This window comes from Rhizobium sp. Pop5 (assembly GCF_024721175.1).
GTDB lineage: Bacteria > Pseudomonadota > Alphaproteobacteria > Rhizobiales > Rhizobiaceae > Rhizobium.
The window spans coordinates 759,627-785,883 of record NZ_CP099399.1; the positions used below are offsets into that span (position 1 = coordinate 759,627).

Genomic DNA, 26,257 nt, shown 5'->3' on the forward strand with positions numbered 1-26,257 from the left:
TAAAACTCCAGACTTCTTATTGCTGCACGGCGATCGCGGCCGCCTCTTCGGCGACATGCAGACCGCATTCGCGCTTCTCGTCCTGCTCCCACCACCAGCGGCCGGCGCGTTCCGGCTCACCCGGCTTGATGGCGCGGGTGCACGGCTCACAGCCGATCGACGGATAGCCGCGGGCATGCAGCGGATTGACCGGCACGCCGTTGTCGCTGACGAAAGCCTTGATCCTGTCGATGTCCCAGTCGGCGAGCGGATTGACCTTCAGCAGGTGGCGTTCGGCATCATACTCGGCAAAGGGCGTTTCGGCGCGGTTGACCGATTGTCCGCGGCGCAGGCCGGTAATCCAGATCGCGGCTCCCTCGAGTGCGCGCGCAAGCGGCTTCAGCTTGCGGACGCCGCAACAGGCATGCCGGGCCTCGACGCTCTCGTAGAAACCGTTGAGGCCGTACTTTGCCGCATAGGCATCGATATCGGCCTGCTCGGGCTCGTAGCGATGGATATGAACGCCGTACTGGCTCTCGGTCTCGTCGATCAGGGAAAGCGTTTCGGGAAACAGCCGGCCGGTCTGCAATGTCGCGATATCGATCGGCAGGCGGTGCGTGCCGATTTCGGCCGATATGACCTGGTCTTCGATGCCGAGAGAGGTGGTGAACACCACGCGGCCGCCGAGGCCTGAGACCAGCGACAGACGTCCGGCGAGGTCGAGGCCTGCCAGCCTGTCGTTCAGCGCCTCGGCTTCTGCAATAGGATTGGTAACAGTCATGAGAATCCTGTCCGTTGTTAGCCGGAGTATCGCAGTTCGATCTTGGATCGGACAGAAAAAGGGATTTCGAAAGCTGCGGGCGGAGGAGCAAATATCTCTCCGAAGCTGCCGCAATGCAGAAAAGCAGCCGCATGCGGATCAAAATCCACATTGGCAGCTTGAATGTCTATAGAAATAGTAGAGTTACACGCAGCCTGTCAATCGGAAATCTGAATTGATGCCGAAAAGAGTGCAGAAGGGGGCGTTTTGGCATAGATTATCGAGGGTTGGCCAAGAGCGAAAAATAAGGCCAAAACGCTTGTCTCCCAAGGCTTTCTCCGGCGCGTTCAAATTCCGTTCATGCTGGCTGTGCAATAGAGACGAAAGTACTGTTGAAGCAGCGCGGAAATTCGCGCTGTCTGTGTGTATCGATGGTCTGAGATGATTACGCAAAAGGCGAAATATGCGCTGCGGGCGCTCACGGTCTTGGCTGATGCCGATGCCGACGAACCGGTGATGATTTCCGATATCGCGGCGCAGCAGAAGATCCCGAAGAAGTTCCTCGAACAGATCCTGCTCGACCTGAAACATCACGGCATCGTCGTCAGCCGTCGCGGCAAGCAGGGCGGTTATCTCTTGCTGAAACCGGCTCACGCCATCACCTTCGGCGAGATCCTGCGCATCATCGACGGCCCGATCGCCCCGCTTCCCTGTCTTTCGATCACTGCTTACCGGAAGTGCGACGATTGCGATGGCGAGCAGAGCTGCCAGATCCGCCACGTCTTCGCCAAGGTGGCCGACGCGACCCGCAAGGTGCTGTTTTCGACGACCATCGCCGATGCCGCACAACCGGTCCGCGGCGCCGAAGTCACCCGGTTGCTGGCCTGATCCGGGCCGGATTTCTTTGATCGTTCCCGGTTTTTCCAGACCTTCTATGAGGATCTGGGGCTCGCAGATTTTCTGATCGAACGCGATCCGGATTTGGCGGAACGTGCCATCAGCGCCATTCAGAAAGCGCTGATGATACTCACGGATTTCCCGCTTATGGCGAGACGCGCATCTGCGGATGATCCTTTACTGCGCGAACTCGTCGTCCCCTTCGGCTCGGCTGGATATTTTCCAGGTGATGAACGAATCGACCGTCATCGTCCTCGCCATCCGTCACCAGCGCGAAGAAGATTACCACTGACTATCTGTCGCTTACCGCCGCGCGCGGGTTGCTCCACGGTTCCTGGTTCGAGCGCGCCAGCGGCTGCTTGCCGAGAATATGATCCGCCGCCTTTTCCCCCGTCATGATCGACGGTCCGTTGAGGTTGCCGTAGGTGACGTGGGGGAAGATCGAGCTGTCGGCGACGCGCAAGCCATCGACGCCGATAACCCGCGTCTGCGGATCGACCACCGCCATCGGATCGTCCTTGGCTCCCATCTTGCAGGTGCCGCACGGGTGATAGGCGCTTTCCAGATGTTCGCGCAGGAAGGCGTCGATCTGATCGTCGCTCCGGACGCCTTCGCCCGGCTGGATCTCCGGTCCGCGATAATGGTCGAAGGCCTTCTGCCCGAAGATCTCGCGGGTCAGCCGGACGCAGTGGCGGAACTTCTCCCAATCCTCGGGATGGCTCATATAGTTGAAGCGCAGCACCGGATCGGCCTTGGGGTCGGCGGAGCGCAGCGTCACATTGCCGCGCGATTTCGACAGGTTATAGCCGACATGGACCTGGAAGCCGTGGCTTTTCGCCGCCGCCTTGCCGTCATAGCTGATCGCCACCGGCAGGAAGTGATACTGGATATCGGGCTGTTTCAAGCCTGGCGCAGACCGCAGGAAGGCGCAGGCCTCGAACTGGTTGGAGGCGCCGAGCCCGCCTTTGGAGAGCAGCCATTGCGCGCCGGCCACTCCCTGCCAGAACCAGGGAAGCCAGGAATAGAGCGACACCGGTTTGGTGCTCACCTGCTGGAAGTAGAACTCCATATGGTCCTGCAGATTGGCGCCGACGCCTGGCCGGTCGGCCTTCACCTCGATGCCCATCTCCGTCAGATGTGCGCCAGGGCCGATGCCGGAGAGCATCAGCAGCTTCGGCGAGTTGAAGGAGGAGGCCGAGACGATCACCTCGCGGTTTGCCTTCACCACCTCGACTTTGCCATTGCGTTCGATCTCGACGCCGGTCGCGCGTCCGTCCTCGATCACGATCCTGCGGGCGAAGCCGTAGACGATGCCGACATTCTGCCGCCTCAGCGCCGGTTTCAGATAGGCGTTGGCGGCAGACCAGCGGCGGCCGCCGAAGATGGTCTGCTCCATCAGGCCGAAGCCTTCCTGCTTGCTGCCGTTATAATCTTCCGTCGTCTCGAATCCGGCCTGTTTGCCGGCGTCGATGAAGGCGCGAAACAGCGGATTGGTAAAGCCGCCGCGCTGGACGTGCAGCGGCCCATCCGTACCGCGCCAGCCGTCTTCGCCACCATGTGAATGTTCCATCCGCTTGAAATAGGGGAGAACGTCTGCATAGGCCCAGCCGCTGGCCCCGAGCTCCTCCCAGCGGTTGAAGTCTTCCGCGTGTCCGCGCACATAGACCATGCCGTTGATCGAGGAGGATCCGCCGATCACCTTACCGCGCGGCGCGGTGATGCGCCGGTTGTTGAGGCTCAGCTCCGGCTCGGAAAGGTAACCCCAGTTATAGCGCTTCATGCTCATCGGCCAGGCGAGCGCTGCCGGCATCTGGATGAACGGCCCGAAATCGCTGCCGCCCGCCTCGATGACGAGGACGCTGTTCTTGCCGTCTTCGGAGAGGCGGTAGGCGAGGGCGGAACCGGCCGAGCCCGAACCGACGATGATGAAATCTGCTTGTTGCATGACGTTCCCTTAGATTCTTGTGCAACGGTCTGAAGACCCCGCCCCCAACCCCTCCCCACAAGGGGAAGGGGCCTAACTCGCGGCGCTGCCTCAGTTCAAAATCACCGCCACAAGCGATGAGATCGATGGAGGTTAAAACCGATGCCCCGCATTAGCCCCTCCCCCTTGTGGGGAGGGGTTCTTCACGCCCTCAATAAGGCGCCGCCACCGGCCCCATGCCCACGTAGACCGTCTTCAATTCCGAATAATGCTCCAGCGCGGCCAGCGAATTCTCCCGCCCGAAGCCGGATTGCTTCGAGCCGCCGAAGGGGATTTCCACCGGGCAGAGATTGTAGGTATTGATCCAGAGCGTGCCGGCCTCCAGCCGGTCGACGACGCGGTGGGCGCGGGTGAGGTCGGCGGTGAAGACGCCGCCGGAAAGGCCGAATTCGGTGGCGTTGGCACGCGCGATCACCTCGTCCTCGTCGTCGAAATCGAGCACTGACATGACCGGCCCGAAGATCTCCTCGCGGGCGATGCTCATGTCGTCGGTGACATCGGCAAAGACGGTCGGCTGCACGTAATAGCCTTCACCGGAGACGTTGTTCGGAATGCCGCCGCCGGCAATCAGGCTCGCGCCCTCGGCCTTGCCCTTCTCGATGTAGGAGATCACCTTCTCGCGCTGCGCCCAGGAGACCATCGGCCCGATCTGCGTCGCCTCGTCCATAGGATCGCCGATCAGCATCGCCTCGGTGCGCGCCTTCAGCCGTTTCAGGAATTCTGATTTGATCGTCTTTTGCACGAAGACGCGCGTGCCGTTCGAGCAAACTTGTCCGGTCGAATAGAAATTGCCGAGCATCGCCCCGCCGACCGCCGAATCGAGATCGGCATCGTCGAAGATGATCAGCGGCGACTTGCCGCCGAGTTCCATCGTCACGTGTTTCAGATTGCCGGCCGCGGCGGCAGCGACCCTGCGCCCGGTCGGCACCGAGCCGGTCAGCGACACCTTGGCGACGTCAGAATGGTTGACGAGCAGCGGCCCGGTGTCGCGGTCGCCCTGGATCACGTTGAAGAGCCCCTTCGGCAGTCCGGCCTCGTGCAGGATTTCGGCGATCTTCAGCGCGCCGAGCGGCGTGTTCTCGGACGGCTTGAACACCATGGCATTGCCGCAGATGAGCGCCGGCGCGGCTTTCCAGCAGGTGATCTGCTGCGGGTAGTTCCAGGCGCCGATGCCGACGCAGACGCCGAGCGGCACGCGTTTGGTATAGGCGAAATCCTGCCCGAGCGGGATATGGGTGCCGTTGAGGCCGGCTGGTGCGACGCCGCCGAAGAATTCGAAGGCATCGGCGCCCGAGGTCGGGTCGGCGACGATTGTCTCCTGGATCGGCTTGCCGGTATCGAGCGTTTCGAGTTCGGAAAGCGCCCGGTTTCTCTCGCGCATGATGTCGGCCGCCCGTTTCAGGATGCGGCCGCGCGCCATCGGGCTCATCGCCGCCCATTCCGGCTGCGCGCGTTTGGCCGCTGCGATCGCCGTCTCGACGATCGCAGGCGTCGCGGCATGTAGCCGGGCGATCACCTCGCCGGTCGCGGGATAGATGCTCTCGATGACGGTGCCGTCGGTATCCTCGACATATTCGCCGTCGATGAAGTGAGAGGCTTTCGGCTGGGCTTTCATGTCATTTGTCCTTGGGGGAGGTGATGGATAGAAGTGCGTTCACATAATCCTCGGTCAGCGCGATCGAGGCTTCAATGCCGATCGGCGCCGATTTCAGACTTTGCCTGATATAGAGCCCGTCGATCATCGCCGCAGCGCCTTCGGCAATGCGTTCTGCGGCCTCGGTGGGCAGGAGCGCCTTGAGATCGGCAAGCAGGTTGGAGCGCAACCGTCTGGCATAGATCACCAGGAAGCGCCGCGTCTCCTCCGAGCGCTGCGCCTCGGCATAGAAGGCAAGCCAGGCGGCGATCGTGTCCGGCGCGAACTGGTCGGCATGGAAACTGACCCGGATGACGGCCGAAAGTCGTTCCCTTGGGCTCTTCGCTGCCTTGAGTGCCGTCACCGCATCGCCGCGCAACTGTCTCAGTAGCGAGCGGATCGTCTCGATCAGCAATTGATCCTTGCTGCCGAAATAGTGGTGGGCGAGGGCGGGGGAGACGCCAGCCTGCCGGGCAATATCGGACATGGTGACGGCAAGCGAGCCGTGATCGCCGATCACCCGCAGCGCTGCATCGACAAGCGCCTTGCGGCGCACCGGCTCCATTCCGACCTTCGGCAAACGAAAAACTCCTTGAGATCGGGTCAGATTATTTTTGATTGACTGATCAATCAATAAAAATCTTTGCTGAATTGATCTGACGCAGATCTTTTCCGGAAGAACCGGTGCAACATATCCGAAATTGATCAGGAGGTGTGTTATGACCAGTCTCTTCGATGGAATGCCCGCATCCTCGCTACGGTCGAAATGGGTATGGTTCGTCGGCCTCGGCGTGCTGCTTCTCATCTGCGGCCTCATCGCTCTCAGCAACCTGTTGATGGCGACCGTCGCTTCGGTCTTTTACGTCGGCATGCTCATGCTGGCAGGCGGTGTCATCTATCTCATCCATGCCTTCCAGGTGCGCGGCTGGGATCACGTGCTCTTTTGGGCTTTGAGCGGCGTGCTCTACGTGCTCGCCGGTATCTGCGCTTTCATCAATCCCATCTTCACCTCGGCAGCCTTGACCCTGTTTCTGGCCATTGCACTGCTCGTCGCCGGCATCTTCCGTCTCTGGGTGGGCATGCGCATGCGGCCGCTCAAGGGCTGGGGCTGGATTGTCACAAGCGGTCTCATCACCGCCCTTGCCGGCTTTGTCATTGCACTCGGCTGGCCGGTCAACAGTCTCTGGATCCTTGGCCTTTTCCTGGCTGCAGATCTCATCGTTCAGGGCTGGACGATGATCGCCTTCGGCTTTGGCATCCGCAGTTGAACCCATAGAGGGGTGTTGCCCTGTTTTTTTGACAAGCACATGACAGGGGATTAGACTTGAAGGATTAGGGGTCGATCCTAATTACCAGGATCGTCCGATGTGCGAATGCTCCAAGGCGCTGGCTGCTGTCACCGGAATGCCGAAAATGGTCATGCGTCCCCCAAGAGGCAGGTTCTGCCTAATCAGAAAAAGGGAGGAAGTTCATGCCGATGGTTACCGTTTCCATCTCTCCGCAACAGGCAGCGGGTATCCGCGCGGCCGTCGATAATGGCGGCTATGCCTCGAGCAGCGAAGTTGTCCGAGAGGCGCTACGCCTCTGGGATGCCGCCCGCAAGCTCAACGAATTCCGCGCTGACGTTCTTGACGAGGAGGGCGGTCCCTCAGGCGGCAGATGCGTCGCCGACATGTTCGCCGATCATGAGGCGGAACGCCGTCGCTCCGCCTGAGCAAGAATTTGATTGCATTGGAAAAATCAAATAAACGCTGGGCGCGCAGCGGCCCCTGCGCGTTTCATAAAACTTTCACACTGGCGAAAGAGTTCATTGACCCTTCTGCGGGCATGGTCCTGGCACAAAAGAACAAATCACAGTGGAGATTGGCATGTCTTTGGCTGCCACCATCGAGCCTGGTGTTCTGCGCCGATACGCCAGTGATCAGATCGTAACGCTCGCCAAGCTCGTGGTCGAAAATGCCTTTCAGCCGATCGTCGAGGCTGGCACGGGTACTGTTTTCGGCTATGAATCCCTCATGCGCGGCCAGGAACGCATCGGCTATGACACGCCGGTCGACATTCTCGACGAGGCCCACCAGACCGGCCAGCTGTTGCAGTTCGAACAGATGCTTGCCAGCCGGGCACTTGCCAAATTCGCCACGCTGCCGAATTTCTCCACTTCGACGCTTTTCCTCAATCTCGACGTCCGGCTCATCCCGCATGGCGAACGCCTGGTCGAAAACCTGCTTCAGCATCTCAGGACGGCCAATATTCCGCCGTCCTCCGTCTGCTTCGAATTCTCCGAGCGTTTCGACAATACCGGCGTGCCGGAGTTTCCCGGCCTTGTTTCCAAGCTGCGCAAGGCCGGTTTCAAGCTGGCGATCGACGATTTCGGCGTCGGTCACGGCGAGATCAAGCTGCTCTGCGATCATCCCGTCGATTACCTGAAGATCGACCGCCATTTCGTTGCCGAGATCGACCGCAGCCCTCGCAAGCGCCATCTCTTGAAGAGCATCGTCAACATCGCCCATGTGCTCGGCACGCGCGTTATCGCCGAAGGCATCGAGACCGAGGCAGAATTCATCGCCTGCCGCGAATATGGCGTCGATCTCGTCCAGGGCTGGTTCATTTCCCGCCCGACGACGCATATATCGGAGCTGGCGCCCTCCTTCCCCCATCTGCAGGACCTCGGCAAGAGCAAGCGGAACACCCAGTCGCTCGACGAGATCCTCATCCGCAAGCAGATCGAAATGCTGCCGGCAGTCTACGAGAACGACAGCATCGACAGCGTGTTCGAACTCTTTCGCCGCAACCCGCGCCAGGCCTTTTTCCCTGTTTTGAATGCCAATAGTGAGCCGCGCGGCATCATCCACGAGCATCACCTCAAGGAATATATCTATCAGCCTTTCGGCCGGGATCTCCTGAAGAACAAGATGTATGAGCGTTCCATCTCGCATTTCGTCGAGATGGCGCCGATCGTCGGTCTCGACAGCGACACCGAGCAACTGATGGCGATCTTCGCCAATATGGAAGGCAGCAACTGCCTGATCCTGACCGACAATATGCGTTACGCCGGCGTCGTCTCCGCCGCCTCGCTGATCAAGGTCATCAACGAGAAGCAGCTGAAGACGGCGCAGGACCAGAATCCGCTGACCGGCCTGCCGGGCAACCGCGCCATCCGCGATTTCATGCGCCAGTCCGGCCGCGATGGCGATGAGGTCCGTCACTTCTGCTATTGCGACTTCGACAATTTCAAGCCTTTCAACGATGCCTACGGTTTCCATCTCGGCGACCATGCGATCTCGCTTTTTGCCGCCTTGATGCGCCGTTATTTCTTCACCGAGCGTCATTTCCTCGGCCATGTCGGGGGCGACGATTTCTTCATCGGCGTCATCGGCTGGACCAAGGAAGAGCTGACCGAGATCCTCGACCGGGTGATCAGCGATTTCGATGATGACGTGCGCGATCTCTATTCCGATGAGCACCGCGCCGCCGGCCGCATCCGCGGTCACGACCGCGCCGGCGTCGAAGCCCTGTTTCCGCTGATGCGCTGCTCGATCGGGGTCATCGAACTGCCGGAAGGCCTCGTTATCGACGACATCAATCGCGTCAGCGCCGAGATCGCCATCATCAAATCGGCCGCCAAGGAGAGCGAGGAAGGCCTCGTCTTCCATATGTTAGGCGAGGCGAATTGACGCCTTTGCTACTTCCTGCCTTCCCAAGCTTCAGGGGCTGATCTATTCCGGTTGCTTTCGATCGGGGAGGAGCCGGGTCATGCCATTGCCTCAGGAAATGCGTTTCGTGGATCTGCCGTCCTTCGGCGGGCCTGATGTCATGACGATAGCACGGCGCCCGCTTCCTGTGCCGGGCGAGGGGGAGGTCCTCGTGCGCACCGAGGCGATCGGCGTCAATCGCCCCGATATTGCGCAGCGCCAGGGCAGCTACCCCGCGCCTAGGGATGCAAGCCCTATCCTCGGCCTGGAACTATCAGGAGAAATCGTCGCGATCGGCCCCGGCATCAGCGGCCATGCCGTCGGCGACAAGGTCTGCGGGCTTGCCAATGGCGGTGCCTATGCCGAATATTGTGTGCTGCCGGCAGGCCAGATCCTGCCGTTTCCGAAGGGTTACGATGCGCTGAAGGCTGCGGCCCTTCCCGAGACCTTCTTTACCGTCTGGGCCAATCTGTTCCAGATGGCGGGTTTGACGGAAGGCGAGACGGTGCTGATCCATGGCGGCGCGAGCGGCATCGGCACGACGGCGATCCAGCTTGCCCGCGCCTTCGGCGCCGAGGCCTACGCGACGGCGGGCTCGAAGGAGAAATGCGAGGCCTGCGAAAAGCTCGGCGCCAAACGTGCCATCAATTACAGGACCGAGGACTTCGCCGAGGTGATCAAGACGGAGACTGGCCGCGGTGTCGATATCATCCTCGATATGATCGGTGCGGCCTATTTCGAGCGCAACATCGCCTCGCTCGCGAGGGATGGCTGCCTGTCGATCATCGCCTTCCTCGGCGGCGCGCTTGCCGAAAAGGTCAATCTCTCCCCAATCATGGTCAAGCGCCTGACGGTCACAGGTTCCACCATGCGCCCGCGCACGGCGGAGGAAAAACGCGCCATCCGCGATGATCTTCTCTCCGAGGTCTGGCCGCTCCTGGAGGCCGGCACAGTCGCGCCCGTTATCCATCAGACCTTTGCCTTTGAGGACGTGGCCTCTGCCCATCGGCTGATGGAAAGCAGCAACCACATAGGCAAGATCATGCTGAAACTCGTCTGAGCGACAGCGCCGCGCCGACGGCGATCAGCCCCGGCAAGGCCATGATCAGATAGAGCCAGCCTGCAGCTGAAACTGCCCCTGCAACGCCGCCCGGCTCGACCAGCCCCGCGCCATTGGCGATGACACCGGCAAAGGCCGCCCCGAAGGCGCTGCCGAGCGAGCTCATGGTCGGGATGGCGGCTGAAGCCTTATCCTGCTCGCTGTCGGCGACCAACTTCAGCACCTTGGCGACGAGATGCGCCCAGCCGAGGCCGACACCAAAGCCCATCATGAACATGGCTGCTGCTGCCGGTCCGAGGACGATGAGATGTGCCTCAGGGTTCTCGTGGGCAAGGAAGACGGCAAGCACGGCTGTTGCTACGGCCTCCGTCACACAGCCTGCAATGATCGCCGCGTTGGCTTTCCCGCCGGAGAAGGAGCCGCTGAAAAAGGCCGCCACCGTCCAGCCGAGTGCGACAAGAGCCACCAGATAGCCCGAAATCAGCGGCGTTACCCCGTGCAGAACCTGCAGGAAATAGGGAATGAAGATATCGCTGACGAGGACGAAGGTGAGGCCGAGCATTGTGAGGTACACCCGCGAGATCGGTTGCCTGAGCGTTACCGCGCCTGTTGGCAGCAGCCGGTTGTCTCCCTTGCGTTCCATGACGAGCATCACGCCGACGGCGACGACCGAAACGATAATCAGCCCAATCTTCGCCGTCGTCATGTCGGTGGTCCCCGCGGTACTGACCAGAAGCACTGCCGCAAGCAGCAGGCAGATCTGCGGCACAGGCATCGTGGTCTGTTCGCGGTCATCCTCGGCCCGGGGTAAGAGCCGTAGCGCCAGCACCGCCATCAGCACGGCGAGCGGAACGAGCACGGCAAAGGCATAGCGCCAGCTGTTACCATGCGCAAAGAAGCCACCGAGTGTCGGCCCGATAACGGTCGACACACCCCAGATAGCCGCATAGAGCGTCGAAGCCTTCGGCCAGAGCGGTTCGGGATAGACGAAGCGGATGAAGGCGTAACACAGAGCGGCCAGTGCTCCGGTACCGAAACCCTGCACGGTTCGGCCGATCAGCACGATCGGCATGGAAGGTGCAGCGGCACACATCAGGCTGCCGACGCCGAAGACGACAGCCGCGATGACATAGACGCTGCGCAGCTCGATATTCCGCGGTCGCATCGCCATGAAGATCGAACCCAATATGGTGGCGGCGATATAAAGCGTCGTCACCAGCGAAAACAGTTCCAGCCCGCCGACATCGCGCACGATGCTCGGCGCGATCGTCGCTGTGATGTAGCTTTCAACTGCAGAGATCGTCATTCCGCCGCCAAGCATCAGCGTTGCCGGCAGAAGCGTGGGAGAAAAGAGCTGAAAGACAGAAGTGGGCGAGCCTGATGGTTCCAGGGCGGTCTCGGACATGATGAATCCTTGCGTTTTTCCTGACCCATGATTATTTTCCAAGTTATGAATTGGAAAATTGCATAGGCCTGGGATTAAAACAAGGAATAACTTGGAAAATATGCGCCAGTCGCCAGCCAACCGGATATTGATCCTGATGAAGACCGACGGCCCGCAGCTTGCGGCGGCGATCGGCGATGCGCTCGGCATTTCGGGGGAGGCTGCGCGCCAGCAGCTGGCGAAGATGGCGGAAGAAGGGTTGGTGGAACCGATCACCGTTGCCGCGGCCAGTAGGGGCCGGCCGCGCCAGCTCTGGCATCTCACCGCCGCCGGCAACCGCCAGTTTCCCGACGGCCATGCAGAACTGACGGCAAATCTCCTCGGCACGCTCGTCGAGCAACTCGGGCCTGCGGCCCTCGATACGGTCATCGCTGCCCGGGAGGCTGAGACGCTGACGCGCTACCGGCAGGAACTCGGCCATGCGGGCGATCTCGCCTCGCGCATCGAGGCGCTGGCCGCCATCCGCACCCGCGAGGGCTATATGGCCGATCACTGGCAGGAGGCGGACGGTTCCTTCATGCTCGTCGAAAACCACTGCCCGATCTGCGCGGCGGCCACTGCCTGCGCTGGCTTCTGCCGCTCCGAACTCGAAACCTTCCGCGCCGCTCTCGGCGCCAAGGTCGAGCGTAGCGAACACATCCTCGCCGGCGCACGGCGCTGCGCCTACCGCATCACGCCGCATTGACCGATATCGCCGGCAGGCGGATGAGGGGCTCTCGTGGTTCCGGTCCGTCGATATCGCCAAAGCCGGAATGCATCGAGGGACAGGGCCAGAGTAGCCGCGCCGATCATGACTTCCCGTTTTCGCATGAACCTCGCGTCTTTATTTTCACGAGCAAAGACTGGATCTAGCGGGACGGGAGCAACGCCTGAGCTGCAAATTCGTCCTTGGTGATCTCGTAAAAGACGTGAAGGACTGGCGTTCCGTCAGGCATTTTGATGATTTCCGTCTCCTCGAGCAGGCGCGTGCCGAGCTTTTCTGTTGCCCGGCGAGAACGCATGTTTGCCTCCCCAATACGGAAGTAGACAGCATCGACGAACCGGAATGCATGTGTCATCAAAATCCGCTTGATTTCGCGGTTCCAAGCGCCGCCCCAATAATCTCTTGCGAGATAGGACCAGCCGATTTCCGCCCGCGAAGACTTCACGTCGGACACGTTAAAGCGGGACGAACCAATGATCCGGTTTGCACCTTTGTCTATCACGGCCAAGGCCCCGCCTGAATCAAGGGCGGCATTGAAAAGTCCAGTGAAGACGTCTTTTTGCCAGCGGTTTGACGCCGGATGCAGCTCCCAAAGTAGCGGATCGGACGCGACTGCGTAAAGCGCGTCAAAATCCCCTTGGGTAAGCGGACGAATATGAACGCGTTCATTATCGAGAACCGGTTGCCTGTCAAACATGTTTGCCTTCCTTAAATATTCCGCGGAAGCCGAACGAATGCTGTTGGAGCGCGATGACGAAATTCTTACGAATGGTCGGTTCGGTTACAATAGCTTCGCCAGCCTTCAGGCCGGTTGCTGTGCCTGTCGTCGGCCGCTTTCGAGATAGAGCAAGGCTCCGATCGACGCCACGCCTGCGGCGGCGCCGACGAAGGCGGTGCCGGAATAATCGGTGATCGCGGTGCCGAAGGCGAAGAGCCCGGCGCTGATCCCGGCTCCGATGAAACTGTTGAGCGAGATCAGCGAGCTTCCGAGCCCCGGCCGATCCGCGATCAGGTCCTGCAGATAGGTGATCGGCACGCTGAGGATCGCGGCCACCCCGCAGGCATTGACGAGGAGCAGTGCATAGACGTGCCAGCGCGCGGATGCGAATCCGAGCATCAGCAGATAGGCGCAGTAGATCAGCGCGCCGAAGGCAAGCACATGCACGGTCCGGAAGCGCCGTTGCGCCATGCCCCACATCATCATGAACGGCATTTCGAGAAAGGCCGTCAGCCCGGCCATGAAGCCCACATCGACGACCGTGCCACCCGCCGCACGGGTGATGATCAGCGGCGAGAGCATGCCATTCAGCCGCTGCAGGGCGATAAGCATCGACATGACGAGGACGCGTGCCAGTACATATGGCACAAAGATCCGTTTCAGCGAGGCAAGGAAGCCGGCTTGGTCGGGGGCTGGACCGGAACTGCCATTTCCAGGCGCGAAGAAGAAATACAGGCAGAAGCAGATGCAGCTCGCCAACGCCGCGATCCCATAGGCCGGCGTCATCGACGGCGAATTGACGAGATAGAGACCGATCAAGCCCGGTGCCAGCGCCCATGAACCGGAAAAGAGCGCCCGCACCATCGCGGTGATCGCCGCCCCTCGACCGCGGTCCATCTGGTTGGTCCTGGCGCGCAGGCTGGCGAAAAGTAGCGAATAGGTGGAATTGCTCATCGGCACCAGCAAAAGCGTCGACAAAATAAACACCGCAGGGCCGTGAATGATCGCGATCGATCCGAAGCCGAGCATGCCGGCAACCGAAAGCCCCAGCACCAACGGCCGCCGTTCTTTCAGCCTGTCGGACCAGATGCCGAGCGTCAGGCTTGTGGTGACGTTGACGATCGCCGAGAAGAACACCAACGCCGAATAGGCGCCGTTGCCCATGCCGAGTTCGTTGATCCCGATGATCGACTGGTACGGCACGGTCGAGGCATAGGTGAAGGCGAGCGCGACCAGCGTTGCCGCTGGAATGCGGAGCCTGTTGTCGCGAAGGAGCAAGGAAAAAGTGGATGGCATGGGGCGGTTCCTGATGCACCACATTTAGTCGCGTCGGACGCATCAGGGAAACGATAGTTGTCGATCGCTTCGGTCAATTTTTGTGATGAATGTTTGGTCGATGCGATTGCGGCTGGCGGACCGTGGGCAAAGTGCGAAGACCGTTGGCTTTCGTGCGCTGACGCGGTATGCCTGCCCATCCTGCCAGCATCCGGATGAGAGCCCATGACCAATCCCGTCACTGTCGAAGTCACCCGAGGCCTGCTTGTCGAAAGCCGCCATCGAGGCGCAGTGGCCGTCGTCGATGGCGATGGCAAGCTTGTCTTCTCTGTGGGCGATATCGAGGCTGCCGTCTTCCCGCGGTCTTCCTGCAAGGCAATGCAGGCGCTGCCGCTGGTCGAGAGCGGTGCTGCCGACGCTTACGGCTTCGGCGATAAGGAGCTGGCGCTCGCCTGCGCCTCGCATAATGGCGAGGAAGAGCATGTGGCGCTCGCCGCCTCGATGCTCACGCGCGCCGGCCGCGGAGCCGAAGTGCTGGAATGCGGTGCTCACTGGTCCATGAGCCAGAAAATCCTGATCCATCAGGCCCGCACGCTCGACGCGCCAACCGCGCTTCATAACAATTGCTCCGGAAAACATGCCGGCTTCGTCTGCGCCTGCTGCCACAAGGACCTCGATCCGAAGGGTTATGTCGGTTACGACCATCCGCTTCAGGTCGAGATCCGTGCGGCGATGGAAAGCCTGACCGGCGCCGTGCTCGGCGCGGAAAGTTGCGGTACCGACGGCTGCTCCATTCCGACTTATGCTGTGCCTTTGCGCGGCCTTGCCCATGGATTTGCGAAAATGGCGACCGGCGTCGGCCTGGAGCCCTTGCGCGCCAGAGCATCGCGCCGCCTGATCGAGGCTTGCATGGCCGAGCCCTTTTATGTCGCGGGCTCCGGCCGCGCCTGCACCCAGCTGATGCAGATCGCCCCCGGCCGCATCTTCGTCAAGATAGGCGCCGAAGGCGTCTTCTGCGCGGCGATCCCGGAAAAGGGCATCGCTATCGCGCTGAAATGCGAGGACGGCACGACCCGCGCCGCCGAAGCCATGGTGGCGGCCACGCTTGCCCGCTTCTTTGAGACGGAAGAAAGGGTCCATGCTGCCCTGATGGGCTTTGCCACGACCTCGATGCACAATTGGAACGGTATCCATGTCGGCGATGTCAGGGTTACATCCCTCCTGACCGAATGAGTACGTGAAGCGCTTATATAAGTTATAAAAAAATAAGAATTACCTAATATAAAGAGATACGCCCTGCGGTCGGACGTAGTTTGCGTATCGATGCGGAGGCGAGAGCGTTCCCTGGAAGCCGTGGGGGCAGGGCATGTTTGCAGGCCGCTATCTCTGGTGGGTGCTGACCGGTACCGGCATCTTCATTTTCGCTGCGCTCGGTCTCGACCATATAACCTGGCTCACAATCCAGCTGTCAGGCTGCGAGAAGATGGCCGGCGCCTGCGAGCCGACCATCTGGTGGATATCGCGCATGCTTAAACCCGGCTGCATCTGGATCGCCATCGGCATGCTTTTCATGGCCACCTTGGTTCGGCTTCACTATCTGTCACTGCTCTGGTTCTGGGGGCCGGTCGCAACCGTCTGGTTCGTCGCCGCCACGCCGTTCCTTCTCTTCATCTCAGCGGATATGGCCGTGGCGTGGCCGGTCATCCTTGCGATGCTGCCCGTTCCGCTCCTGTTTCTGGCCGCCTTCATCGTCTATCTCATGGTTCCATTCGAGGATGGCGACGCGCGCCCGCTCGAAGCGTCGGCTCCGCTGCGTCTCGCGGCCCGTCTGACGGCAGTCTACGCTGTGCTTGCCGCGGCAGCCTTCATGCCGGACCTGTCTCGACTGTTAGGAAGCCTGCTGGACATGCCGGCCCTTTCCGTCGTCGTCGCGCTGGCGCAGCCTTATCTGCAGACGGTGCTGACCTTCGGAACCGGCAGCATGGCGCCGGCCTTCGCCGCGCTGGCGCTGTTCATCGCGGCCCTCGCCGCAAGCCTTCTGCCGCAGCCCGCAGGGCGTCCGCCGTCCCGCAGCTCCATCATGCTGCGGCGATTGCGCCGTTGAGATCGCGATAGGGTTTCAGCCGCTCGGCCGCCATCTCCGCCGGCACGATCAGTCCGCTCACCTCGGAAATTCCGAGCACCGGGCAGGGCGAGACGAGGTCGAACTTCTCTTCGGTCAGCAGGACATGGGTTTCGGCCGAACACCGCGCGATATGCCGCTTGATCGCCGCTTCCTCGAAATCGCCGGTGGAAAGCCCGTGCACCGGATGCGCCGCCGTGACGCCGAGGAAGAAAAGATCGGGGCGAAGTTGCGAGATCGCCGCCACGGCCGCTGCCCCCACCGCCACCATCGAATGTTTGTAAAGTCGTCCGCCGGTGAGGATCACCTCCGCCGTCGGATGGTGCTCCAGCTCGGCGGCGATTGTTGGGCTGTGGGTCGCGACCGTCAGCGGCATGTTGCGCGGCAATTGCCTGGCGATCTCCGCCGTCGTCGTGCCGCCGTCGAGGAAGATCATCTGTCCCGGCTTGACCATCGCCACCGCCTTCGCTCCGAGCCGCACTTTGACGTCCGAAGAAACGCTGCGCCGCGCAGTGAAATCGGGCAACTCCGGCGCCAGCGGCATCGCGCCGCCATGCACGCGCTTCAGCAACCCCTCCGCTGCCATTTCCCTGAGGTCGCGGCGAATGGTGTCCTCCGACAGCGCGAACTCCTCGGCTACGCGCTTGGCGATCGCCTGGCCGTCGCGCCGCAGGATGTCGAGGATCAGGGTCTTGCGTTGGGTTGTCAGCATGGTCTCTCTGCACGAAAATTTACGAAACGTCGCAATTATGCACGAAATGACTCGACATTCAAGAAATATCGTGCACTTTCACGAGGTCCCGTGCATGAGGCCGGGGAATTCCCGCATCAAGCGGGCAAAGGAGTGGATGATGTTGATTTTGATTGCCGGCCCTTATCGGTCCGGAACGGGCGATGACCCGGCAAAGATGGCCGCCAACCTGAAGCGGCTGGAGGAACCCTCGCATGCGCTGTTTGCGGCCGGCCATGTGCCGATGATCGGCGAGTGGGTGGCGCTGCCGATCTGGCATGCCGCCGGCGGCCGGTCAGTCGGTGACGCGCTCTACGAAGAGATCTTCCATCCGGTCGCCGGTCGGCTGCTGCAGCTTTGCGAGGGCGTGCTGCGCCTGCCCGGCGATTCCAAGGGGGCAGACAATGACGTGCGCATTGCGAGAGAACGCGGCATCCCGGTCTGGCATCGGCTGGAAGACGTTCCGGGCTGCGGCTGAATGCGGGGAGGAGCCGGAAATCGCCGGCTCCTCCATCCCGCTGGTTTCGGCTCGCCCACCCCCGCGCTATAAGGCGTGTCGAAAGGGAGTCGAGAACCATGCTGACATTGTACTACGCGCCCGGAACCTGCGCGCTCGCAAGCCTCATTGCCCTGGAAGAATCCGGTCTGGATTTCGAAACGAAGAAGATCAGTCTTCGCGACGGCGAGCAGCGTTCGCCGGATTATCTGAAGATTAACCCGAAGGGTCGCGTGCCGGCGCTTGTCACCGATCGCGGTGTGCTGACGGAAACGCCGGCGATCCTTGCCTATATCGCCCAGATCGCGCCTGCCGCCAAGCTGGCGCCGCTCGACGATGTCTTCGAATTTGCGAGATTGCAGTCCTTCAACAGCTACATCTGCTCGACCGTCCATGTGAACCATGCCCATCGTCCGCGCGGTTCCCGCTGGGCCGACGATCCGGCCGCTATAGAGGCGATGAAGGCGAAGGTGCCGCAAAACATGGCCGATTGTTTCGCGCTGATCGAGCAGACCATGTTCGAAGGACCATGGGTCATGGGCGCCGCCTATTCGGTCGCCGATCCCTATCTCTTCACCATGACGAGTTGGCTGCCTTCTGACGGCGTCGATCCCGCGCGCTTCGAAAAGGCGAGCGATCATCGCGCCCGCATGCTGCAGCGCCCCGCCGTCCAGCAGGCGTTGGCCTACGATCAGGCCTGAAAGCATGCGGCAAGCTTCTTCGGCGCCCGGAACAGCCAGGCGCCGATCAGCCGCAGCCGCAATTCCGCGTCGCCGATCAGGGCGGCACGCACCGGCAGATGCGGCCAGCCGACATAGTGATCGGTCTGGAAATAGATGTCAGGCGCCATTTCGAGCAGGTGGTCTTTATCGTCGAGCGAAATCGAGATCACCATTGTCTCGGCATTCTTCACCGCGACAAAGCTCTTGCCAGCCACCTTCAGCGCGGGATTGCCGTAGGAGGTACCTTCCTCGACGTCGGGCAGGCCGGCTTCCGCCGTCAGCCGCTTCAGACGATTGAAGACCGCATCGACATCGTCGGCCATTGCTCCGCGCCTTCTCTCGGGGCGAAACCTATCATGTTTTCAGGCGCATTTCGCCAGTGGCGGCTTCGCTGCGAGAAAACCGGTTTGGCGTCCGAGTGGCAGGTCGGCGATTTCGCGCATGGACATGCGCTCGACGTCGGGATGCCGCAGCGGATCGTCCTTCCACGAGGCGTCCGCAATGTCCGCTTGGATCAAATTAAGGGTGGGTTTCAAGAAAAACTTCAGCAATGACATGGCGCGCCTCGCTTTCTTCGCTGCGATAACGGTCGCTCAATGGCCGGCGTCGTTAAGCTTCCTGCGCTGCAGTATCGGCGCCTGGGGGCGAGTTTTCAATTGAGATTGACGCGGTCGTGCTATAGAAAAACTATATGAAAAACCTGAACTCCGTCCATCTCAACGGTCTGCGCGCGCTGGAAGCCGTCGGGCGTCTCGGTTCGCTCCAGGCGGCCGCCGACGAACTTGGTGTCTCGGTCGGCGCCGTCAGCCAGCAGGTCATCAAGGCGGAAGCCCAGCTCGGCCAGGTGATCTTCGAGCGCACCGCCAGGGGAATGATCGTAACCGAAGCCGGGCGGCCGGTGCTTTCCGCGCTCGACGAGGGTTTTGCCCGTCTGTCGGCGGCGGTATCGATTGCAAGCCGCAAGGACGACACGATCCTGACTATCTCCGTGGCGCCGGTTTTCGCCGCCCGGTGGCTCGTCTGCCGTCTCGATCGCTTCGCCGAGCGTCATCCCGAGATCAAGCTGCGGCTGGATGCGACGACCAATCTTGTCAATCCGGCGCTTTGCGATGTCGATATCGGCATCCGCGTCGGCACCGGCAAATGGCCTGATGTGAAGGCCGAACTGCTGCTTGCGCAGGAGGTCTTTCCGGTCTGCTCGCCCGATATGGCTGCGAAATTGAAGGAGCCTGGCGATCTCCTCGGACTGCCTGCTATCATCGATGGCAATGCCATGTTCACCTGGGAGGTCTGGATGCGCGAAGCCGGGCTTTCCGGCGCCACGCTTGCGACCCGCCACGTCTTCAACGATGCCTCGCTCTGCCTCGATGCGGCCATTGCCGGGCAGGGCGTCATGCTTGCCTGGCAGACCCTTGCCGCCTTTGCACTCGCCGAAGGCCGGCTGGCCGCACCCTTCGGCATCCGCGCGAGAACCGGTTTCGGTCACTACTTCGTCACGGCCGAAGGCACGCGCGAGCCGAAGAAGGTCAAGGATTTCAAGGCCTGGATCCGTGAGGAAATGGCCGGAACCTTGACCCTTTTCCCGTAGTTCTCAAACCTCGATCGGCTCCTTGCCGCGGGTCTCCTGCATCGTCTTGTAGGCCGGGCGGGACTGGCAGCGTTCGATCCAGGCCTTGATGTTCGGATGCGCCTGGAAAAGCGCCTCTTCGCTCTGGGCGTAGCGCAGCACCTCGGCGATGTTGAGATCGGCGACGGTAAAGCGTTCGCCGACGATCCATTGCCGGCCGGCAAGATGGCTTTCGAGAACGGCAAGCGGCCTGCGCAGCGAGCGGCAGGCGACGGCGATCGTTTGCTTGCCGCCTTCGCTGTCTTCGAGCCCGTTATCATAGGTGAGCACGATCTTCACGGTCTGCGGTTCGACTTCGGCCGCCGCCCAGACGGTCCACATCGTCAGCAATCCGTCTTCTTCGACGGTTTGTCCGGAAAGCGGCCCGCCATATTTGCGCGCGAGATAGAGATTGATTGCCAGCGACTCGTGCATGACGAGGGCGCCGTCCTTGATGCTGGGGATCTGCCCCATCGGGTTCACGGCGATGAAATCCGGTGAGTGCGTGTTGAGGGGCGCCTCTGGCGCCAGCGGATCTGCAAGCCGCCTTGCCTGCAGCACCGGCACCGACTGGAATTCCAGCCCGAGTTCCCCCGCCATCCAGTAGACCCGCGAAGCGCGCGATCGATAGACTCCGTAGATTGTCAGCATGAACGTCTCCCCTCGATGTGTTCGGGGAACCGTAAATGCCGGATCAATCCTGTAAAAGTGCTTGCGGCTGATGGAACGATGAAAGCTTTTGATGGCCGTCAGGAGACACGGTTTCGCTCGACGGTGAGTTGCGTATAAGGCGCACTGCCGCTTGCCATTTCGCCGGAGACTTTCTTCTCCCACTGGAAACCGAGAACCGCTCCTTCGGCCGTTTCCTGGAATACATTATCGGTAATGACGGCCGTTCCCGCGCCCTCGGCGACCGAGACCGCGCATCCCACAGGGGCCTTGCGCACCACGTTGCCGCTGACGACGACGTTTCTGAGATAGGGACCCCAGCCGATCTGCAGCCCCCAGCGCGGCGCGCCTTCGATCACATTGCCCGAAATCAGCGTGTCTGCCTCCGCCGCAATGCCGATGCCGAAACCGACTTCGTGCTTGTAGGGGCCGCGAAGCGTCAGGTTGCGCACGACGTTGCCGGTGACGCTCGCCAGCCTGCCGCCTTCGTCGAAATTGGCGATCGAAATGCCATTCGCTGCCCCGTCGATCATGTTGGCGGAAACGACGGCGCCCTCGAAGGCGAATTCGACATAGATTGCCGTCTCGCCCGAACGCCGGCACTGATTGCTGTTGATCTGGATGTCGGAGGCCGAATTTGCGCGGATCGCGGTGAAGGCGCAATCGGAGATGTGGTTATTTGCAACCATCACCCCCTCGGCGCGGAAGATATTGATGCCGTTGCCGTTTTCGCCGGTGCCGCCGTCATTGGCGCGGATGTTGGAGATGCGGTTTCCTGAGACAACCGTGCCGTCCTCCGCTTTCTTCCAGCGATGCACCAGGATGCCGCCATTGCCGCAATCCGAGACCGTATTTCCGGTGACGGAAAGATTGGCGGATTCCACCGCATAGAGCCCGGATTGGGCCGCGCCCGAAATGCGGCTGCGTTCGATTCGCCCGCCGCAGCGCTCCAACTGCAGCCCATGTTTGCGGCTGCCGCCGATCTCGCAATTGTCGATCAGCACCTCGTCGACGCCGGTGAATTGCAAAAGCCCGCCGGCATAATCGCCGAGCCAGCGGTTGCCGCCGTCGATGACGAGATTGGAAAGCTCGATACGCCGCACGTTTTCAGCAGCAAAGAGATGGCCTTCGCCGGTATAGACGATGCGCGACGCTCCGGGCACGCCGGTGATGCGGGTATTGTCGGGCAGGGTGAGATTGGAGACCCGGTAGGTCCCCGGCGGCAGAAAAACCGGCACATTCTCGCGCGCGGCCTGTTCGATCATTTGCTGCAAGTTTCGCGTCTTGCGGTCGCCGCTCTCGGGAACGGCGCGATAATCCACGGCGTCGATCGCGCCGCGCAAAGCGGGCTCCGCCGCAGCCGCTAGCGGTGCGGCGAATGCGCGTGGCGCCGTCCATCCCGCAACAGCCGAGGCGGCAAGAAACAGAAGCATGTCGCGGCGTGAAGTCATTCCGGAATCTCTCATCATTACGCGCCTGTAGCAGGAAACATGCCGGTTTGGCATGTATCGTTTTGGTACAGGCAGCTGGAATTGCAGTGTCACGGCAGCTGAGGGCAAGATATCGCCGCGGATTTTGTCGTCTTGTTCACTCTTTCATTTAAGCAAGCCGAAGGAAATGCCGACTACCCTCACGAGAGAGTTTCAATGATGACTATTGCGGATACGGCCTTCGGCCGCCGGGGAGAATGGCGTCATGCCGGAATTGAGTGCCAGGCGACGGGAATCCACCGACGCCATGACGGCCGAAACGCGCCGTATCGTCGCCGCAACGGAGACAATGATGGCATCGACCGCCCACCATCTGTCCGAGGGCATCGAGAACCTGCGCCTCAAAACGATTGTCCACGAGCTCCCCGACTTTCTCTACGTCAAGGACCGCGACAGCCGCTTCGTCTTCGCCAATGCCGTCACTGCCAGCAGCCTTGGCCTGGAAAGTGCCGATCTGCTCACCGGCAAGCGTGATTTCGATCTATTCGATTTCGAGACGGCGCGTCGCCATTTCGATACCGAGCAGCAAATCATGGCGACGGGACAAGCCCGCATCGACATGGAGGAAAGCTACGTCCTTCCCGGCGGCGGCAGGCCGATCTGCCGCCTGACTTCCAAGATACCGCTGCGCAATGACCGCGGCGAGATCGTCGGTCTGATCGGCGTTTCCCGTGATATCACTGAACGCAAGCTTCAGGAGGATCTCTATCGCGGCCAGGCAAAACTGCTCGAAATGATCGCCCGCAACGAGCCGTTGCCGATGATCCTCGAGGCACTGGTGCTGATGATCGAGGCGCAGCTGACCGGCATCGACGGCTCGGTGCTGCTGCTCGACGGCGAAGGCACGAGGCTCTACCACGGCGCGGCTCCCAACCTGCCCGGCGGCTACAGTCGCCTCATCGATGGCGTCACGATCGGTCCCAAGGTCGGCTCCTGCGGCACCGCCGCCTGGCGCGGCCAGCCCGTGATCGTCGAGGACATCATGAGTGATCCGCTTTGGGAGGACTTTCGCGTGATGGTCGCCCCCTTCGGCTTCCGCTCCTGCTGGTCGACGCCGATCGCCACCTCGCAGAACAACGTGCTCGGCACCTTCGCGCTCTATTCGAAGGAGGTCCGCCGGCCGACAGAGCACGAGATGAAGCTGGTGGCGCTCGCCACCCATATTGCCGGCATCGCCATCGAGCGCAAACGTGTCGATGACCGCATCCATTTCATGGCCCATCATGACGATCTCACAGGCTTGCCGAACCGCGCCTTTCTGAAGGAACGGCTGGCCAATATCCTCGACCAGGCGCGCCGCCATAACCGCAAGGTGACCGTCGCTTATATCGATCTCGACAACTTCAAGGACATCAACGACGGCCGCGGCCACGCCGCTGGCGACGAGGTGCTGAAGGAGGTCGCCACCCGCATGGCCAACAGCGTGCGGGCGTCCGATATGGTGGTGCGTCTCGGCGGCGACGAATTCCTCGTGGTGCTCGTCCACCAGTCGAGCCACGATGCCGGCATCACCCGCCGCCTTCGCGAGTTGCAGAAGGCAATCAACCGGCCGATCCGCGGCGAGGACGGCGAGGTCATCGTTACGTCGAGCATCGGCGTCGCTGCCTTTCCTTTCGATGGCGCGACCTCGGAAGAGCTTCTCGCCAATGCCGATCGCGCCATGTATCGGGCCAAGGAGCTCGGCCGCAACACGTTGCAACATCACGATGCCGGCGGCGCGCCGGTCGGAATGCCGCTCGGCGAGCAGGAGGAACTGCACCAGGCGATCACCGGCGACCAGTTGTTCCTGCAATACCAGCCGCAGGTCGATGTCGCCACCGGCCGCATCACCGGGCTCGAGGCGCTGGTGCGCTGGAACCATCCGGCAAAGGGCAGGGTGCCTCCCGTCAATTTCATTCCGCTCGCCGAAGAGACCGGCCTCATCGTTCCCCTCGGCCTCTGGGTGCTGAACGAGGCCTGCCGTCAGGCGCGCAGCTGGCAGGATATGGGTCTGACGCCGCTGACGATCGCCGTCAACGTCTCCGCCAAGCAGTTTGCCGATCCGGATTTTTCAAAACACGTTGCCGAGGCGCTCGAGCGGCACGGCCTGCAGCCCCGTTGGCTGGAACTGGAAGTGACCGAAAGCGTGGTCATGCAGGACGCCGAACGCGCGCTCGCCATGATGGAATCGCTGCGCGGGCTTGGCGTGCGCCTGTCGATCGACGATTTCGGCTCCGGCTATTCCAGCCTTGCGGCGCTCAAGACCTTCCCCTTCGATCGCCTGAAGATGGATCGCTCGCTGGTCGAGGCGCTGCCGGGTGATAAGACAGCCGTCGCCATCGTGTCGGCCGTGATTTCGCTGGCGCAGACGCTGAAGCTTTCGGTTCTCGCCGAAGGTGTCGAAACCGACGACCAGATGGATTTCCTGCGCCAGGCCCGTTGCGATGAGGCCCAAGGCTACCGCTTCTCCAGGCCCGTCTCACCGGAGGAGATCGTCGTGCTGCTGAAGGCCGGCAGCCTCTGAACCTCATTTCACAAGCCTGCCGACCGCCTCGATCTCGTTGGTCCATATGCCCGTTGCTGTGGCGCTGCGGTGGTCACCTGATCGGAACACAAAAGAATGAAGGCTTGCGGCGTTGAGCCGCGGCAGCGGATTTTCTTAAGAATTCAGTAACTTTTTCGGAGCGGCAAACGTAGGGTCCCGTCAGAAGGATTCGTTTGTCGTTCGCTCACGGAAACCTTCGAGTCGCCGCCCGCTCATGTCAGTCTGTACATGGGCAGGTACGTGGCCGAAGGCGTGTGCTCGTCCGCGGCTCCTCCGCTTGTCTCGAGAAGGCCCAAGGAGCCGGAATGATCAGCATCGACATGGAAGAGAGAATTTCGATCGCGCGCAAATCGCTGAACGACGCCATGAGTTTTCAGGCGTCGGGCGATTTCGAAAACGCCGAGAAAGCCTATGTCAGCGTCCTGAACAAGGATTACCGCACGATAGATATCCTGCCGCTGCTGGCGGGCGTCGTCGCAAAGAGAGGCGATGCCGAAACCGCTCTCTACTACTGGAATAAGCTTCTCGGCCTCAACCCCGGCCATCTCGTCGCCCTCATGGAAAAGGGGGCGCTGCTGCGCCAGCTCGGCCGGTCCGCGGAAGCGGTCGGCTGCTATGAGATGGCACGTGGCCTGTCGCCTGAAAATCCTGTCGTGCGCAACAACCTCGCCGTCGCACTGGCCGATTCCGGCCGGCAGCCGGAGGCGCTGGCCGAATTCCGTCATGTTCTGCGGCTCCAGCCGGACAATATCAATGCCTGGCATCAGATAAGACGTATCTCCTCGTCGATCGTGCCCTTCTGGCACATCGCCATGATGAACGACACCAGACGCAACGACGCGTTCGAAGCGGCGATCCGCCGGGCCATAGAGCTACGCGGAGCCGACGCGCAGATCCTCGATATCGGCGCGGGCAGCGGCCTGCTGTCGATGATGGCGGCGCGCGCCGGTGCCACCAATATTGCGACCTGTGAGAGTGTATCCGCCATAGCGCAGACAGCGGAGAAGATCATCGCCGCCAATGGTTATCGCGAGCAGATCGACCTCTTCGAAAAGCCCTCGACCGAACTTTCCGTCGGCAGGGAGATGAAAGCCCGCGCCGACATCCTGATTTCCGAGATCCTTTCTAGCGATCTCCTGGCCGAAGACGTGCTGAAAACCTTCGAGGACGCCCACGCCCGGTTGATCCGCGAGGACGCCATCGTCATACCTCGCGCCGCCGCCGCCATGGGTTGCCTGGTCGCCAGCGAAACGCTCTCGAACTATGCCCATGTCGGCGAGGTCTCCGGCTTCGACATGTCGCAGTTCAATGCGCTCGCCCCGTTGCGTCTGCCCGTTCATGGCACGATGACCGAATGGACCAGGCTTTCGGACGATTTCGAGATCGCCGCGGTGGACCTTACCGCCCGCAAACATGCCGCGGCGCTGCGCAAGATATCGGTGCCGGTTCAGGCAAGCGGCACGGCGGTCGGGGTCGTCCAGTGGATGAAGGTCGACCTGATCGAGGGCGTCGTTTTCGACAACCACCCTGACGGCTATCATGATGGCGGCTGGCTCCAGGTTCTTCACACCTTCCCGCAGCCGGTAGAAGTCCGGGCAGGTACTTCTCTCTCCATGCTGGTTGGCCACGACAGGACGAGCCTGCTGATGACGCCCATCGCCTGAGCAAGGGTTCTGCCGCACCAAATGAAGAACATCATGGCCGTCTTGAGGAAAGGCGGCCATTGCCGTTTCTATCAGGATACTTTCGACCG

Annotated in this window: 24 protein-coding genes and 2 pseudogenes; 14 read left to right on the forward strand and 12 right to left on the reverse strand. The window is 61.4% G+C overall.

Translation table 11 applies throughout. The features are described from left to right. Window positions 1–16: 16 nt before the first annotated feature. Window positions 17–760: a phosphoadenylyl-sulfate reductase gene (locus NE852_RS05855; protein WP_008529097.1), complete on the reverse strand. Its 744-nt coding sequence runs from the start codon at window positions 758–760 to the stop codon at window positions 17–19. 420 nt (window positions 761–1,180) lie between these two features. Here NE852_RS05855 and NE852_RS05860 point away from each other — a divergent pair, with 420 nt between their 5' ends. Next, on the forward strand, window positions 1,181–1,627 hold the full coding sequence (locus NE852_RS05860) for an Rrf2 family transcriptional regulator (RefSeq protein WP_008529096.1): 447 nt from the start codon (window positions 1,181–1,183) through the stop codon (window positions 1,625–1,627). A gap of 54 nt (window positions 1,628–1,681) precedes the next feature. Then, window positions 1,682–1,928: pseudogene (locus NE852_RS32610) on the forward strand (type II toxin-antitoxin system RelE/ParE family toxin). Here NE852_RS32610 and betA read toward each other — a convergent pair. The 3 genes from betA to betI form a co-directional block, all read right to left on the reverse strand. Continuing rightward, complete coding sequence (gene betA, locus NE852_RS05865; RefSeq protein WP_258156287.1) at window positions 1,929–3,581, reverse strand: choline dehydrogenase; 1,653 nt, start codon at window positions 3,579–3,581, stop codon at window positions 1,929–1,931. Window positions 3,582–3,771: 190 nt separating this feature from the next. Continuing rightward, window positions 3,772–5,235, reverse strand: a complete 1,464-nt coding sequence (gene betB, locus NE852_RS05870; protein WP_008529087.1) for a betaine-aldehyde dehydrogenase — start codon at window positions 5,233–5,235, stop codon at window positions 3,772–3,774. Window position 5,236: 1 nt separating this feature from the next. Further along, window positions 5,237–5,833: a transcriptional regulator BetI gene (betI, locus tag NE852_RS05875; protein ID WP_128623561.1), complete on the reverse strand. Its 597-nt coding sequence runs from the start codon at window positions 5,831–5,833 to the stop codon at window positions 5,237–5,239. Window positions 5,834–5,972: 139 nt separating this feature from the next. On the opposite strand from betI, the gene NE852_RS05880 reads away from it, so the two are divergent. The 4 genes and pseudogenes from NE852_RS05880 (at window position 5,973) to NE852_RS05895 (ending at window position 10,005) form a co-directional block, all read left to right on the forward strand. Continuing rightward, window positions 5,973–6,521 (forward strand): HdeD family acid-resistance protein, encoded by a 549-nt coding sequence (locus tag NE852_RS05880; RefSeq protein WP_008529083.1) that lies wholly within the window; start codon window positions 5,973–5,975, stop codon window positions 6,519–6,521. A gap of 203 nt (window positions 6,522–6,724) precedes the next feature. Beyond that, a complete protein-coding gene (locus NE852_RS05885; RefSeq protein ID WP_008529081.1) occupies window positions 6,725–6,967 on the forward strand; it encodes a type II toxin-antitoxin system ParD family antitoxin in 243 nt (80 codons plus the stop codon). Between the two features lie 113 nt (window positions 6,968–7,080). After that, window positions 7,081–8,927: pseudogene (locus tag NE852_RS05890) on the forward strand (GGDEF domain-containing protein). Between the two features lie 79 nt (window positions 8,928–9,006). Next, the gene (locus tag NE852_RS05895) at window positions 9,007–10,005 is read left to right on the forward strand and encodes an NAD(P)H-quinone oxidoreductase (protein ID WP_008529077.1); all 999 of its coding nucleotides are present in this window, start codon (window positions 9,007–9,009) and stop codon (window positions 10,003–10,005) included. Here NE852_RS05895 and NE852_RS05900 read toward each other — a convergent pair. Continuing rightward, window positions 9,986–11,410, reverse strand: coding sequence for an MFS transporter (locus NE852_RS05900; RefSeq protein ID WP_008529074.1), 1,425 nt, complete (start codon window positions 11,408–11,410; stop codon window positions 9,986–9,988). The two genes, NE852_RS05895 and NE852_RS05900, sit on opposite strands and share 20 nt — an antisense overlap. A 100-nt stretch (window positions 11,411–11,510) precedes the next feature. Here NE852_RS05900 and NE852_RS05905 point away from each other — a divergent pair, with 100 nt between their 5' ends. After that, window positions 11,511–12,134, forward strand: a complete 624-nt coding sequence (locus tag NE852_RS05905) for a metalloregulator ArsR/SmtB family transcription factor (protein WP_008529073.1) — start codon at window positions 11,511–11,513, stop codon at window positions 12,132–12,134. A gap of 163 nt (window positions 12,135–12,297) precedes the next feature. Here the strand turns inward: NE852_RS05905 and NE852_RS05910 are convergent, their stop codons facing one another. Further along, window positions 12,298–12,849, reverse strand: a complete 552-nt coding sequence (locus NE852_RS05910) for a GNAT family N-acetyltransferase (RefSeq protein ID WP_008529072.1) — start codon at window positions 12,847–12,849, stop codon at window positions 12,298–12,300. A gap of 105 nt (window positions 12,850–12,954) precedes the next feature. Then, on the reverse strand, window positions 12,955–14,166 hold the full coding sequence (locus NE852_RS05915; RefSeq protein WP_008529071.1) for an MFS transporter: 1,212 nt from the start codon (window positions 14,164–14,166) through the stop codon (window positions 12,955–12,957). A gap of 204 nt (window positions 14,167–14,370) precedes the next feature. Between NE852_RS05915 and NE852_RS05920 the strand changes: the two genes are divergently transcribed. Then, window positions 14,371–15,378 (forward strand): asparaginase, encoded by a 1,008-nt coding sequence (locus tag NE852_RS05920; RefSeq protein ID WP_008529066.1) that lies wholly within the window; start codon window positions 14,371–14,373, stop codon window positions 15,376–15,378. 133 nt (window positions 15,379–15,511) lie between these two features. Continuing rightward, window positions 15,512–16,249: a hypothetical protein gene (locus NE852_RS05925; protein ID WP_008529064.1), complete on the forward strand. Its 738-nt coding sequence runs from the start codon at window positions 15,512–15,514 to the stop codon at window positions 16,247–16,249. Here NE852_RS05925 and NE852_RS05930 read toward each other — a convergent pair. Continuing rightward, window positions 16,224–16,979, reverse strand: coding sequence for a DeoR/GlpR family DNA-binding transcription regulator (locus tag NE852_RS05930; RefSeq protein ID WP_258156289.1), 756 nt, complete (start codon window positions 16,977–16,979; stop codon window positions 16,224–16,226). The two genes, NE852_RS05925 and NE852_RS05930, sit on opposite strands and share 26 nt — an antisense overlap. A 139-nt stretch (window positions 16,980–17,118) precedes the next feature. Here NE852_RS05930 and NE852_RS05935 point away from each other — a divergent pair, with 139 nt between their 5' ends. Then, window positions 17,119–17,475 (forward strand): hypothetical protein, encoded by a 357-nt coding sequence (locus NE852_RS05935; protein WP_008529056.1) that lies wholly within the window; start codon window positions 17,119–17,121, stop codon window positions 17,473–17,475. A 98-nt stretch (window positions 17,476–17,573) separates the two neighbouring features. Then, window positions 17,574–18,194 (forward strand): glutathione S-transferase family protein, encoded by a 621-nt coding sequence (locus NE852_RS05940; protein ID WP_008529055.1) that lies wholly within the window; start codon window positions 17,574–17,576, stop codon window positions 18,192–18,194. Here the strand turns inward: NE852_RS05940 and NE852_RS05945 are convergent. Together NE852_RS05945 and NE852_RS05950 are read right to left on the reverse strand one after the other, a co-directional pair. Beyond that, entirely contained in the window at window positions 18,185–18,538 is a 354-nt protein-coding gene (locus NE852_RS05945) for an MmcQ/YjbR family DNA-binding protein (RefSeq protein WP_008529054.1), read from the reverse strand. The genes NE852_RS05940 and NE852_RS05945 overlap by 10 nt on opposite strands. Before the next feature lie 39 nt (window positions 18,539–18,577). Further along, entirely contained in the window at window positions 18,578–18,772 is a 195-nt protein-coding gene (locus NE852_RS05950) for a hypothetical protein (protein ID WP_008529053.1), read from the reverse strand. 134 nt (window positions 18,773–18,906) lie between these two features. On the opposite strand from NE852_RS05950, the gene NE852_RS05955 reads away from it, so the two are divergent. Then, complete coding sequence (locus tag NE852_RS05955; RefSeq protein WP_008529052.1) at window positions 18,907–19,803, forward strand: LysR substrate-binding domain-containing protein; 897 nt, start codon at window positions 18,907–18,909, stop codon at window positions 19,801–19,803. 3 nt (window positions 19,804–19,806) lie between these two features. Here the strand turns inward: NE852_RS05955 and NE852_RS05960 are convergent, their stop codons facing one another. Further along, window positions 19,807–20,472 (reverse strand): glutathione S-transferase family protein, encoded by a 666-nt coding sequence (locus NE852_RS05960; RefSeq protein ID WP_008529050.1) that lies wholly within the window; start codon window positions 20,470–20,472, stop codon window positions 19,807–19,809. Between the two features lie 98 nt (window positions 20,473–20,570). Further along, window positions 20,571–21,941, reverse strand: coding sequence for a TIGR03808 family TAT-translocated repetitive protein (locus tag NE852_RS05965; RefSeq protein WP_008529048.1), 1,371 nt, complete (start codon window positions 21,939–21,941; stop codon window positions 20,571–20,573). Between the two features lie 244 nt (window positions 21,942–22,185). Here NE852_RS05965 and NE852_RS05970 point away from each other — a divergent pair, with 244 nt between their 5' ends. Continuing rightward, entirely contained in the window at window positions 22,186–24,483 is a 2,298-nt protein-coding gene (locus NE852_RS05970; RefSeq protein WP_258156290.1) for a bifunctional diguanylate cyclase/phosphodiesterase, read from the forward strand. Window positions 24,484–24,809: 326 nt separating this feature from the next. Then, complete coding sequence (locus tag NE852_RS05975) at window positions 24,810–26,168, forward strand: protein arginine N-methyltransferase (RefSeq protein WP_258156291.1); 1,359 nt, start codon at window positions 24,810–24,812, stop codon at window positions 26,166–26,168. Window positions 26,169–26,257 lie beyond the last annotated feature (89 nt).